Raw genomic sequence first — 12,789 nt, forward strand, 5'->3', positions numbered from 1 at the left:
CGCCCATGTGGCTTGCCCAGGAAGTGATCCGCCAGAAGCGCGATGGCCTGGAGGTGTCCGCTGCGGATCTCCAGCGGCTGGTCCGCGGCATCGCCGACGACAGCCTCAGCGAAGGCCAGATCGCCGCCTTCGCGATGGCTACCCTGCTGCGTGGCATGACCGCTGCGGAGCGCACCGCCCTGACCCTGGCCATGCGTGACAGCGGCCAGGTGCTGCACTGGGACCTGCCGGGGCCGGTGGTGGACAAGCATTCCACCGGCGGCGTGGGCGATCTCACCAGCCTGGTGCTGGCGCCGCTGCTCGCCGCCTGTGGCTGCCATGTGCCGATGATCTCCGGGCGCGGCCTGGGCCATACCGGCGGCACCCTCGACAAGCTGGAGAGCATCCCCGGCTATCGTATCCGTCCTGGCCTGGCGCGCTTTCGCCAGGTGGTGGCCGAGGTGGGTTGCGCCATCGTCGGTCCGGACGCCGATCTGGCCCCGGCCGATCGCCGCCTCTATGCCATCCGCGACGTCACCGCCACGGTGGAATCGGTGGACCTGATCACCGCCTCCATCCTGGCCAAGAAACTGGCCGCCGGCCTGGACGTGCTGGTCATGGACGTCAAGACCGGCGGCGGCGCCTTCATGGCCGAGCAGGAAGCCGCCCTGCGCCTGGCCGACAGCATCGTCGCGGTCGCCGAAGCGGCAGGGGTCCGTACCCGCGCCCTCGTCACCGACATGGGCCAGCCCCTGGCGCGCAGCGCCGGCAATGCCCTGGAGGTGGAAGAGGCCATCGCCCTGCTGGCCGGCGAGGTGCGCAGCGCGCGCCTCTGGCAGGTGATCCAGGCGCTGGCCGAGGAGACGCTGCAATTGGCCGGACTGGCCGGGGATGCCGCCACCGCCGCGCGCCTGGTGCTGGAGGCCTGGCAGAGCGGCGCCGCCCTGGCGCGTTTCGCGGCGATGAACCTGGCCCTGGGCGGCCCGTCCGACCTGACCGAGCGGCCCTGGCAGCATCTGCCCCGGGCAGCGACGGTGCGCGCTGTCCATCCGGAGCGACCGGGCTGGGTGCAGCAGGTCGATACCCGTGCCCTTGGTCTGCTGGTGGTCGAATTGGGTGGCGGGCGGCAACGTCCGGAGGATGAGGTGGATCCTGCGGTGGGCCTGGCCGGCCTGGCACTGCCCGGCGAGTGGGTCGACGAGAATCGGCCCCTGGGTGTGATCCATGCCGGCGACGCCCACCGTGCCGCGCGGGCTGCCCGGCAACTGCAGGCGGCCTATGTTCTGGGGGAGGAGCGGCCGGCTGATGCTGTGCCAGCCGTACTGGATCGCCGCTAGCGCCAGATTCCGGACAAAAAAAGACCCGGCAGAGCCGGGTCCAAAACCGTGATTAGCCTGATGAGGAGATAACCCGAAGACCACTGCTGGACCTCCAGTTATCGACCGATCTCGCGACCGGCTGAGTTGAATAATAACAATTCTCATTCCATCGTCAAGCGTATTCGAGAATATTTCTTAATTACTGCCAGGGGGGCGCTCCGGGGCAGTGCGCAGGCGGGTGACTTCCTTGTTCAGCGTGTCGATATGGCGCGCCATGTTCTCGATCAGGCTGTGGGCGATGCGTGGAGTGGTTTCCATCAGCGAGACGAACTGATCCTGGGGAATCACCAGCACGGTGCAGACTGTCTTGGCGATGACGCTGGCGGTACGCGGCGTATGGGTGAAGACCGCCAGGGCGCCGACGATCTCGTCCTGGCAGACCTCGCCGACCTTGCAGCCATCCACCCAGGCTTCGGCATGGCCTTCGGTGATGACGAAGACATGCTCGGCGGAGTCGCCCTGGCGGATGATGACCTCGCCGGCGGCATAGCGACGGAAGCCGGTCGCCGGCTGGGTGACCGGCGGCTTGAGCCGGATCAGCGCCTGGGCCAGCAGCGACTGCTGGCCCAGCATGTACCTGAGCAGGGCATCGCGCTGGACCGGCGTGGCGGTGGCCGCCGCGAGAAAGGTCTCGCGGTCATAGGGCAGCACCCGCACGTCGGCCTCGCTCTCGTAGTTGAGGATCGGCAGATCCAGGGTGCGCCCCAGGCCGATCAGATCGCCCTCGCCGAGCTGGAACAGCGCCCGCTGATCCAGTACCACCCGCAGCGGGCCGCGCTGGATCAGATAGACCTCGTCATTGCGCATCCAGTCCTGCAGCAGAGCGGCAGGACTCAGCTGCAGCGGCTGCCGACTCGGCGCTACACCACTGACCAGCCGCGCCGGAATGGCCTGCAGCGCCTGACGCAGCTGATCGACATAGGGAGGCTGATCGCCGATGAGGTACATGGTGCCAATTCCTTCTTGTTACGCAGAGGTTGTGACGTGGGTCGCACGATAAGCCGCTCGTCGGCGACCGTAAATCCACAACTCCACGAGCTGTGACGGAACGCTTGTTCTGCCTCCCCGGAGGTCGCGGTCAGACCGACGCGCGACCCAGGCGGCGCAGCAGTCGAGCCGGCAGGGCTTCCAGCTGTCCCGCGCGCTCCAGTTCCACCACCAGTGCCCGATCCTGTTCGGCGGGTTCGAGCGGATCCTGCGCCTGGCGCTGGGCTGCCACCACCGCGAGGGTGGCTTCGGAAGGGTCGGTCCCCTCGGCCTGGCGCTCCTGCAGCCAGCGGGCGATGAGTTCGTCGTCCGCCTGGCAGTCGATGATCAGCAGGGGGGCGGCCTGGGCTTCGGCCAGGGCCTGGGCCGCGGCGCGCTGGGCCTGCTTGAGATAGGTGGCGTCGAGCACCAGCGGATAGCCGGCCGCCAGCACCTGGGCTCCGATCTCATGCAGTCGCGCATAGGTGGCTTCGCCGGCTGCGGCGCTGTAGCGGGTGGCCTCGTCGCTGTCGACATAGAGGCGCTGGCGCTCGATATCGGATCTCAGCCGAATGGCGCCGAGCGCCTCGACCAGGGCCAGGGCCACGGTGCTCTTGCCGATGCCCGAGACGCCATGCATTACCGCCGCGAAGGGCTGGGGCACCTGGGTGTAGCCCTCGGCCAGGGCCGTGTAGCTGCGATAGCTGGCGAGGATCTCGGCCCGCAGCGCCGGCTCCTCGGCCTGGCCCAGGCGGAACAGGGCGATCTTGGCGCGCACCATGGCGCGATAGGCCTTGTAGAAGTCGAGCAGGGCAAGACCGGCATAGTCGCCGGTCGCCTCGAAGTAGGCGTTGACGAATCTGTTGCTCAGCGCCTTGAGACCCCGGTCTTCCAGGTCCATGGCCAGGAAGCCGGCATCGCCCATGGTGTCGGTCAGGCGGAAGGGCTCGTTGAACTCGATGCAGTCGAACAGCACCACCTCGCCGTCGAGCAGGGTGGCGTTGGCCAGGTGGATGTCGCCGTGGCATTCGCGGATGAAGCCGTCCCGGCAGCGGGCCTCGAACAGCGGCAGCAGGCGGGCGTAGCTGGCTTCGGCCCAGGCTTCCAGCTGGTCGAGCTGCTTGAGGTCGGCCGCCTCGCCGAGCATGGCGCGGATCTGCTCGAAATTCTGCCGCACCGGCGCCATGGCGGCGTCCGGGGTGCACAGCGGATGCTCGGTCGCCACCTGGGGCGCTGCCAGGTGGAAGCGGGCGATCTGGGCGGCCAGGGCATCGATGTGCGCCTCGGTCAGTTCGCCGCGCTGCTGCACTTCGCTGAGCAGCTGGCTCTGGGGGAATTCGCGCATGCGCAGGGCGTATTCGATCACCGGTCCGCTGCCATCCAGCTCGGGGGCACCTTCGCTGCCGGTGATGGCCACCACGTCCCGGTAGAGATCGCGGGTCAGGCGCTGATTGAGGCGCAGCTCCTCCCGGCAGAAGTGGCCGCGGGCCTCCAGGTCGGTGAAGTCGAGGAAGCCGAAATTCACCGGCTTCTTGATCTTGTAGGCGACCTCGCCGGTCAGCACGACCCAGGAAATATGGGTTTCGATCACCCGGAACGCCGAGGTGGGATGGGGATAGAGCGCCGGGTTCTGCAGGGCGGAAATCAGGAGCTGGCTCACGGGCGGTCCTTGTAGGAAATGGATGGCGGCATTATCGCTGCCAGGGCGGTCCACGCAAGCCACGGCACCGGGAAGGGGCATCCTTGAACCCCAGCTGACGAAGCGCTTGTGGGCCGCTGTCGGCCAACGGGCAAGTGCGTATAATGCGCCGCCATGAAGCGACCCCGATCCTCTCGTTCCCGCAAGCGCAAGACCTTTGACTGGCGCCGTCTGTCCGGCTGGGCAGTCAAGCTTGGTCTGGTCGCGCTGGTAGCCCTGGCTGGCGTATGCATCTATCTGGATGCCGTGGTCCAGGAAAAATTCTCCGGCAAGCGCTGGACCATCCCGGCCAAGGTCTACGCCCGGCCGCTGGAATTGTTCAATGGCGTCAAGCTCAGCCGTGACGACTTCCTCACCGAACTCGATGCCCTCGGCTATCGCCGCGAGAAGACCGTGGACGGCCCCGGCAGCGTCTCCGTGGGGGCTTCCACGGTCGAGCTGAACACCCGCGGCTTCCAGTTCTACGAAGGCGTCGAGCCGGCCCGGGCGATCCGCGTGCGCTTCGCCGGCGGCACCGTCTCCGGCGTCAGTGCCCTGGATGGCAGCAATCTCGCCGTGGCCCGCCTGGAGCCGCTGATGATCGGCGGCATCTATCCGGCGCATAACGAGGATCGCATCCTCATCAAGCTCGACCAGGCGCCGCCGCACCTGGTCGATGGCCTGGTGGCCGTCGAGGACCGCGAGTTCTGGCATCACCACGGCGTCTCGCCCAAGTCCATCGCGCGCGCCGTCTGGGTCAACGCCACCAGCGGCCAGGTGCGCCAGGGTGGCAGTACCCTGACCCAGCAGCTGGTCAAGAACTTCTACCTCACCAACGAACGCAGCATCACCCGCAAGGGCACCGAAGCTCTGATGGCGCTGCTGCTGGAGCTGCACTACAGCAAGCAGGAGATCCTCGAGGCCTACCTCAACGAGGTGTTCCTCGGTCAGGATGGCTCGCGCGCCATCCACGGCTTCGGTCTGGCCGCCCAGTACTTCTTCGGCCAGCCCTTCAGCGAACTGAAACTGCATCAGGTCGCCCTGCTGGTCGGTCTGGTGAAGGGCCCGTCCTACTACAACCCGCGTCGCTATCCCGAGCGCGCCACGGCCCGCCGCAACCTGGTACTCGACCTCATGGCCGAGCAGGGCGTGGTCAGCGCCACCGAGGCCGAGGCCGCCAAGGCCCGCCCGCTGGGCATCACCAAGGCCGGCAGCCTGACCAACAGTTCCTTCCCGGCCTTCGTCGACCTGGTCAAGCGTCAGCTCAAGCAGGACTACCGCGACGAAGACCTCACCGAGGAAGGGCTGCGTATCTTCACCAGCTTCGACCCCATCCTGCAGACCAAGGCCGAAGCGGCCATGGGCGAGGCCATGAAGCGCATCGACGGCCGCAAGGGCGCGGAAAACGTCGAGTCGGCCATGGTCGTGACCAATCCGGAAACCGGTGAGGTCCAGGCGCTGCTGGGCGGGCGCGATCCGCGCTTTGCCGGCTACAACCGCGCCCTCGATGCGGTGCGCCAGGTCGGTTCGCTGATCAAGCCGGCGGTCTATCTCACCGCCCTGGAACGCCCCAGCAAGTACACCCTGACCACCCTGATCCAGGACGAGCCCTTCTCGGTGAAAGGCGCCGACGGCCAGGTCTGGCGGCCGCAGAATTACGAGCACAAGGCGCACGGCACCATCTTCCTCTATCAGGGGCTGGCGCATTCCTACAACCTCTCCACGGCACGCCTGGGCCTGGACCTGGGGCTGCCCGAGGTACTCAAGACCGTCGAGCGCCTGGGGGTGAGTCGCGCCCTGCCGCCTTACCCGGCGACCCTGCTCGGCGCTGGCGCCCTGACGCCCATGGAAGTGGCGACCATGTACCAGACGCTGGCCAACGGCGGCTTCAATACGCCGTTGCGCAGCATCCGCAGCGTGCTCGATGCCAATGGCGAGCCGCTCAAGCGCTATCCGTTCCAGATCGAACAGCGCTTCGATACCGGCGCCATCTACCTGGTGCAGTACGCCATGCAGCGCGTCATGCGCGAGGGCACCGGCCGCTCGGTCTACAACCAGATTCCCACCAGCGTGAACCTGGCGGGCAAGACCGGTACCACCAACGATTCCCGCGACAGCTGGTTCTCCGGCTTCAGCCAGGATCTGCTGGCGGTGGTCTGGCTGGGTCGCGACGACAACGGCAAGACGCCGCTGACCGGCGCCACCGGTGCCCTGCAGGTCTGGAGCAACTTCATGCGCCGCGCCGATCCGGTCTCCCTGGACATGCCGGTGCCGGAAAACATCACCCAGGCCTGGGTCGATGCCACCACCGGCCGCGGCACGGATCCCTCGTGTCCCAATGCCGTGCAGATGCCTTATATTCGCGGCAGTGAGCCGCCACCAGGCGCCTCCTGTGGCGCGCCGGCCGCACCCGCCGCTGGCGGTAACAGCAATAGCGGCAGTCCGGTCATGGATTGGGTCAAGGGTTGGTTGAATTGAGAGGTCCCAAGGTGACGAAAGCAGTCTGGCCGGTGATGATCGCCGGTGTTCTCCTCGCCGGTTGCGCCGCGCCGCAGCGTGGCGCCATCCCCGTGGTCGATTCCAGCGGTCCGGTGTCCAACGGCGAACTCTATCGCCAGGGCAACAACCGGCCCCTGCCGGCGCAGCGCCAGGCCCCGGTGGCCGCAGCGCCCAGCGCACCGGCCGATGCCGGGGTGACCGTCATGGTGCCGGGCGGCAGTTCCGCACCCCTGGAGACCTATGCCGCGCCGGCGGCCTCGGCGCCGCTGATCACCTCGTCCAGCCCCAGCGCACCGCCTGCCCAGGCGCCGGTGCAGCCCAGCTATTCGCAGCCGGTCTATCCGCCCGCCACTCAGGGCGCCGCAGCTGCCAGCAATGCGCCGACGGGCATCCCCTCCGCCAGCACTTCCACGGGTGGCGGCCTGGCTGCCGACGAACAACTCGACGGTCCGGTGCTGGCCCTGCTGACCACCGCCCAGCAACAGCAGGGTGGTGGCGATCTCAACGGTGCCTCCTCGAGCCTGGAGCGTGCCCAGCGCATCGCGCCGCGCGAGCCCCAGGTGCTCTATCGCCTGGCCCAGGTGCGCCTGGCGCAGAACGATCCGGCCCAGGGCGAGCAACTGGCCCGTCGCGCCCTGACCTACGCCAATGGTCGTCCGGCCCTGCAGGCCAGTCTCTGGCAGCTGATCGCCCAGGCCCGTGAAGCCCAGGGCGATGCCTCCGGGGCCGCCCTGGCTCGGCAGAAGGCGCAGGTGGGTACCTGATGGACGAGCGCCTGCCGGCTCTCGCCGATCAGCTGCTGCAGATCGAGCGTGAATTGCGCCTGCTCGGCTGGTGGTCGGCGCAGGCGCCCAGCGCCGAGGCCCTGGCCAGCCAGGAGCCCTTCTGCGTCGATACCCTGAGCTTCGCCCAGTGGCTGCAATGGATCTTTGTGCCACGGATGAAGCTGATCATCGAAAGCGATGCGGTCCTGCCGGCGCGCTCAGGCATCCGGCCGATGGCCGAGATGGTCTACCAGGGCAATCTCGATCCGGTCCTGCCCCTGCTCGCGTCCCTGGCCGAATTCGACCGCATCATCGAAAGCCCCTGAGCTACTTGCCGCAGTTCTGCTCGATGGACAGCTGGGTCTCGGCCAGTCGCTGCTGACGTTCCTCTTCGCTCAGTCGCCGCGTCTCGCCACGACCGGACTGCACCAGGATGCGCGGATTGTTGCGCAGCTGCGCCAGATTCTGGCGCGCCTGGTCGCACTGCTCCTTCAGCTTGTTCTGCTCCTCGCGCACCTGCGCCTTCACCTGGCGATCCAGCTCCTGCTGCTGGGCATCGTTGGACACCGACGGCTGCTGGGCACCGTTGGGCATCTTGTAGGTGGGCGCAGAGCCAGCGCCATTGATCTGCGGCGCCGTCTTCACGTCCACCTCGTTGGCCTTCTGGCCCTCGGGCGGCTGGGCACTGAAATGGGTGACACCCTTGTCGTCGGTCCACTTGTAGACCTGCGCGGCCTGGGCGGACAGGCTGCAGGCGAAAGCCAGGGCGGAAAGCCAGAAGATCGAGCGCATGGGAATCCTGGAAGGGGAGAGGACAGGACTTCACTATAAGAGGAGACGTCGACCTTTTCATCACGACTCATCGCCGACGACCGATTGCGCCCGGTTGCACCTTTCGGCTTGACTTGCACCGGTCGAATGCGAACAATCCAAAGTTCGCTGTAGCGAGTCGGCCCAAAGCTGACTGCTCGGCAGACCATGAGGTGCCTACCCGCGCCGCCACAGTCAAATACCCTGCACCGCGTTACCTCGCGTCGGGTGGAAGCTCCAGCATTCATCGGAATCTTCCAACAAGGCTTTCTAGGCAGCTGAATCGTCGGTGACCACCGTCGCCCATGCTCTGCCTTGCAGTCAACCGAACCTTGAGCGTCCACCAATGGGCGCTCGCCATGCGTGGAATGAGGTGATACGTGGAGCTATTAACTGGCGCTGAGATGGTCGTCCGCTTCTTGCGCGACGAAGGCGTGAAACACATCTACGGGTACCCGGGCGGTGCCCTGCTGCACATCTACGACGCCCTGTTCAAGGAACCGGCGCTCAACCACATCCTGGTTCGTCACGAGCAGGCCGCCACCCACATGGCCGACGGCTATGCCCGCGCCACCGGCAAGGCCGGCGTGGTCCTGGTGACCTCCGGCCCCGGTGCGACCAACGCCATCACCGGCATCGCCACCGCCTACATGGACTCCATCCCCATGGTCGTCCTGTCCGGGCAGGTGCCGAGCAACATGGTGGGCACCGACGCCTTCCAGGAAACCGACATGGTCGGCATCTCCCGGCCGATCGTGAAGCACAGCTTCATCATCAAGCACCCCTCCGAGATCCCCGAAGTCCTCAAGAAGGCCTTCTACCTCGCCGAGTCCGGCCGTCCCGGTCCGGTGGTGGTCGACATCCCCAAGGACATGGGCGATCCGACCAAGAAATTCGAATACGTCTATCCGAAGAAGATCAAGCTGCGCTCCTACAATCCGGCGCAACGCGGTCATTCCGGGCAGATCCGCAAGGCCATCGAGATGCTGGTGGCGGCCAAGCGACCGGTTCTCTACGCCGGTGGCGGGGTCATCCTCGGCGGCGCCTCCGCGGCTCTTACCGAGCTGGCGCGCCTGCTCAACCTGCCGGTCACCAATACCCTGATGGGACTCGGCGGCTATCCGGGCAGCGATCGCCAGTTCCTCGGCATGCTCGGCATGCACGGCAGCTACCCGGCCAACCTGGCCATGCACCACAGCGACGTCATCCTCGCCGTGGGCGCGCGTTTCGATGACCGCGTCATCAACGGCGCCACGCGCTTCTGCCCGAACGCCAAGATCATCCACGTCGACATCGATCCGGCGTCGATCTCCAAGACCATCAAGGCCGACGTGCCCATCGTCGGTCCGGTCGACAGTGTCCTCACCGAGATGGTCGCCGTGGTCCGCGAGCTGAGCGAGAAGCCCCACGCCGAAAGCCAGGCCGTCTGGTGGAAGCAGATCGAGGAATGGCGTGGTGGCCGCGAGATGTTCCCCTACGACAAGGGCGACGGCAGCATCATCAAGCCGCAGACCGTCATCGAGACCCTGTACGACGTCACTGCGGGCGATGCCTACATCACCTCCGACGTGGGCCAGCACCAGATGTTCGCCGCCCAGTACTACCGCTATGACAAGCCCAATCGCTGGATCAACTCCGGTGGACTCGGCACCATGGGCTTCGGCTTCCCGGCGGCCATGGGCGTCAAGCTCAACTTCCCGGACGCCGACGTCGCCTGCGTCACCGGTGAAGGCAGCGTGCAGATGAACATCCAGGAACTCTCCACCTGCATGCAGTACGACCTGCCGGTGAAGATCGTCTGCCTCAACAACGGTGCCCTGGGCATGGTCCGCCAGTGGCAGGACATGCAGTACAGCAGCCGCTACTCCCACTCCTACATGGAATCCCTGCCGGACTTCGTCAAGCTGGCCGAGGCCTATGGCCACGTCGGCATGCGCATCGAGCGTCTGGAAGACCTCAAGCCGATGATGGCCGAGGCCTTCGCCATGAAGAATCGCCTGGTCTTCCTCGACATCGCCGTGGACAACACCGAACACGTCTATCCGATGCAGATCAAGGATGGCGCGATGCGCGACATGTGGCTGAGCAAGACGGAGCGGACCTGAACATGAGACACATCATCTCCCTGCTGCTGGAAAACGAGCCCGGCGCGCTGTCCCGCGTGGTCGGCCTGTTTTCCCAGCGCAACTACAACATCGAAAGCCTCACGGTCGCCGCGACCGAAGATCCGACCCTGTCGCGCCTGACCCTGACCACCATCGGCCAGGAAGAGACGGTCGAGCAGATCACCAAGAACCTCAACAAGCTCATCGAGGTGGTGAAGCTGGTCAACCTGTCCGAGAGCGCCCACATCGAGCGCGAACTCCTGCTGATCAAGGTCAAGGCCACCGGCGCCCAGCGCGCCGAGGTCAAGCGCGCCACCGATATCTTTCGCGGCCAGATCGTCGATGTCGGCAGCAGCGTGTATACCATTCAGCTGGCGGGCACCAGCGAGAAGATCGACAGCTTCATCCAGGCGATCGGCGCCGCGTCCATCCTCGAGGTGGTGCGTAGCGGCGTGACCGGAATTTCCCGTGGCGACAAAGCCCTGAGCATCTGATACCCCCTTTTCCAGGAGAACCTGCAATGCGCGTTTACTACGACAAAGACTGTGACCTTTCCATCATCCAGGGCAAGAAGGTCGCCATCATCGGCTACGGCTCCCAGGGCCACGCCCACGCCTGCAACCTGAAGGACTCCGGCGTCGACGTCGTCGTCGGTCTGCGCAGCGGCTCGGCCACCGTGGCCAAGGCCGAGGCCCATGGCCTGACCGTCAAGCCGGTCAAGGACGCTGTTGCCTCCGCCGACGTGGTCATGATCCTGACCCCCGACGAATTCCAGTCCAAGCTGTACAAGGACGAAATCGAGCCGAACCTGAAGCAGGGTGCCACCCTGGCCTTCGCCCACGGTTTCGCCATCCACTACAACCAGGTCGTGCCCCGCGCTGACCTGGACGTCATCATGATCGCGCCCAAGGCCCCGGGTCACACCGTGCGCTCCGAGTTCGTCAAGGGTGGCGGCATCCCTGATCTGGTCGCCGTTCACCAGGACGCATCCGGCAATGCCAAGAACGTCGCTCTGTCCTACGCCTGCGGCGTCGGCGGCGGCCGTACCGGCATCATCGAGACCACCTTCAAGGACGAGACCGAAACCGACCTGTTCGGCGAACAGGCCGTGCTGTGCGGTGGTGCGGTCGAGCTGGTCAAGGCCGGTTTCGAAACCCTGGTCGAAGCCGGCTACGCGCCGGAAATGGCCTACTTCGAGTGCCTGCACGAACTGAAGCTGATCGTCGACCTCATGTACGAAGGCGGCATCGCCAACATGAACTACTCGATCTCCAACAACGCCGAGTACGGCGAGTACGTGACCGGCCCTGAGGTGATCAACGCCGAGTCGCGCGCCGCCATGAAGAATGCGCTCAAGCGCATCCAGAACGGCGAGTACGCCAAGATGTTCGTGGCCGAGGGCGCGTCCAACTACGCCTCCATGACCGCCTACCGGCGCAACAACGCGGCTCACCCGATCGAGCAGGTCGGCGAAAAGCTGCGGGCCATGATGCCCTGGATCGCGTCGAACAAGATCGTCGACAAGACCAAGAACTGATCGGGCAGGGCATCTGCCCTGTAACGAACAGTAAAGACGCGGCTTCGGCCGCGTTTTTTATTGCACTGCCCACGACCCCGGCAATGCCTTAGCATGGGAGGTTAGGCTGAACCCTATCCTCAAGAGGTCAGTCCAATCCGTCAGGTAATGCCCAAGGAAAATCCATGAGCGAGCGTCCCGAAGAAACCCCGTCCAACACCAACACCGACGGCCTCATCCCCGTGGATGAACACATCGAGGAGACGCAGGACGCCCAGGGGCGCAAGATCAGACGCCGTGGCGTGTACCTGCTGCCCAACCTCTTCACCACCGCGGCGCTCTTTGCCGGTCTCTATTCGATCATCAAGGGTGTTGCGGCTCAGACCGCCTTCATCCAGGGGCAATACGAGATTGCCTCCGCCGGGTTCTCGGCCGCCGCCGCCGCCATCTTCATCGCCATGGTCCTCGATGGCCTGGACGGCCGCGTCGCCCGCATGACCAACACCCAGAGCGCCTTCGGCGAGCAGTACGATTCGCTCTCCGACATGGTCGCCTTCGGTGTCGCGCCCGCCATCCTAGCCTTCCAGTGGGCCCTGAGCGGCCTGGGTAATGTCGGCTGGGCCGTTGCCTTCATCTATGTGGCAGGCGCCGCCTTGCGTCTGGCGCGCTTCAACACCCAGATCGGTTCGGTGGACAAGCGCTACTTCATCGGCCTGGCCAGTCCTTCCGCGGCGGCCCTGGTGGCTGGTACCGTCTGGTGCTTCAGTGATTTCGGCATCCAGGGCTCCAAGCTGTCGCTGCTGGTAGCCCTGATGGTCGCCGCGGCCGGCATGCTCATGGTCAGCAACTTCAAGTACTGGAGCTTCAAGACCCTGGGCCTGAAAGGACGGGTGCCCTTCGTGGTCATCCTGATCGCCGTGCTGGTCTTCGCCGTGGTCTTCACCGACCCGCCGCGCGTGCTGCTGCTGGGCTTTCTGGCCTATGCCGTCTCCGGCCCCTTCACCACCCTCTGGCGCAATCGCCGTGTCGGTCGCGGCTAGCCGCGCGAGAGGTCTATAGGAAAGGGGGCTGCGTAAGCCGCCCCCTTTCTTTT

Annotated in this window: 11 protein-coding genes; 8 read left to right on the forward strand and 3 right to left on the reverse strand. The window is 65.9% G+C overall.

The window, feature by feature from the left end; all coding sequences use genetic code 11:
• Positions 1-5: 5 nt before the first annotated feature.
• The gene (gene deoA, locus QMX82_RS12810) at positions 6-1,316 is read left to right on the forward strand and encodes a thymidine phosphorylase (protein WP_282284083.1); all 1,311 of its coding nucleotides are present in this window, start codon (positions 6-8) and stop codon (positions 1,314-1,316) included.
• A gap of 177 nt (positions 1,317-1,493) precedes the next feature.
• Here the strand turns inward: deoA and QMX82_RS12815 are convergent, their stop codons facing one another.
• Both QMX82_RS12815 and QMX82_RS12820 read right to left on the reverse strand, forming a co-directional pair.
• Positions 1,494-2,306 carry a cyclic nucleotide-binding domain-containing protein gene (locus QMX82_RS12815; protein WP_282284084.1) on the reverse strand — a complete coding sequence of 271 codons (813 nt, stop codon included), beginning with the start codon at positions 2,304-2,306 and terminating at the stop codon, positions 1,494-1,496.
• A 130-nt stretch (positions 2,307-2,436) separates the two neighbouring features.
• Positions 2,437-3,984, reverse strand: a complete 1,548-nt coding sequence (locus QMX82_RS12820; protein ID WP_282284085.1) for a bifunctional aminoglycoside phosphotransferase/ATP-binding protein — start codon at positions 3,982-3,984, stop codon at positions 2,437-2,439.
• Between the two features lie 153 nt (positions 3,985-4,137).
• On the opposite strand from QMX82_RS12820, the gene mrcB reads away from it, so the two are divergent.
• From mrcB to QMX82_RS12835, 3 genes are read left to right on the forward strand one after another with little or no spacing between them, the layout of a single operon-like run.
• Positions 4,138-6,480, forward strand: a complete 2,343-nt coding sequence (gene mrcB / locus QMX82_RS12825; RefSeq protein WP_282284086.1) for a penicillin-binding protein 1B — start codon at positions 4,138-4,140, stop codon at positions 6,478-6,480.
• Positions 6,481-6,515: 35 nt separating this feature from the next.
• Positions 6,516-7,265, forward strand: coding sequence for a tetratricopeptide repeat protein (locus QMX82_RS12830; RefSeq protein WP_208694894.1), 750 nt, complete (start codon positions 6,516-6,518; stop codon positions 7,263-7,265).
• Positions 7,265-7,591 carry a YqcC family protein gene (locus QMX82_RS12835; protein ID WP_208693665.1) on the forward strand — a complete coding sequence of 109 codons (327 nt, stop codon included), beginning with the start codon at positions 7,265-7,267 and terminating at the stop codon, positions 7,589-7,591. The genes QMX82_RS12830 and QMX82_RS12835 overlap by 1 nt, the downstream gene beginning before the upstream one ends.
• 1 nt (position 7,592) lies before the next feature.
• Here the strand turns inward: QMX82_RS12835 and QMX82_RS12840 are convergent, their stop codons facing one another.
• Entirely contained in the window at positions 7,593-8,057 is a 465-nt protein-coding gene (locus tag QMX82_RS12840; RefSeq protein ID WP_208693666.1) for a DUF4124 domain-containing protein, read from the reverse strand.
• A gap of 398 nt (positions 8,058-8,455) precedes the next feature.
• On the opposite strand from QMX82_RS12840, the gene QMX82_RS12845 reads away from it, so the two are divergent.
• The 4 genes from QMX82_RS12845 to pssA all read left to right on the forward strand — a co-directional run bounded on the left by QMX82_RS12845 (position 8,456) and on the right by pssA (position 12,736).
• The gene (locus QMX82_RS12845; protein WP_208693667.1) at positions 8,456-10,180 is read left to right on the forward strand and encodes an acetolactate synthase 3 large subunit; all 1,725 of its coding nucleotides are present in this window, start codon (positions 8,456-8,458) and stop codon (positions 10,178-10,180) included.
• A 2-nt stretch (positions 10,181-10,182) separates the two neighbouring features.
• Positions 10,183-10,674 carry an acetolactate synthase small subunit gene (gene ilvN, locus QMX82_RS12850; protein WP_282284087.1) on the forward strand — a complete coding sequence of 164 codons (492 nt, stop codon included), beginning with the start codon at positions 10,183-10,185 and terminating at the stop codon, positions 10,672-10,674.
• A 26-nt stretch (positions 10,675-10,700) separates the two neighbouring features.
• Entirely contained in the window at positions 10,701-11,717 is a 1,017-nt protein-coding gene (gene ilvC / locus QMX82_RS12855; protein ID WP_007159689.1) for a ketol-acid reductoisomerase, read from the forward strand.
• 164 nt (positions 11,718-11,881) lie between these two features.
• Complete coding sequence (pssA, locus tag QMX82_RS12860; protein ID WP_133861906.1) at positions 11,882-12,736, forward strand: CDP-diacylglycerol--serine O-phosphatidyltransferase; 855 nt, start codon at positions 11,882-11,884, stop codon at positions 12,734-12,736.
• The last annotated feature ends 53 nt before the right edge of the window (positions 12,737-12,789 follow it).

The organism is Pseudomonas sp. PS02302 (assembly GCF_029959585.1).
Classification (GTDB): Bacteria; Pseudomonadota; Gammaproteobacteria; order Pseudomonadales; family Pseudomonadaceae; genus Chryseomonas; species Chryseomonas aestiva.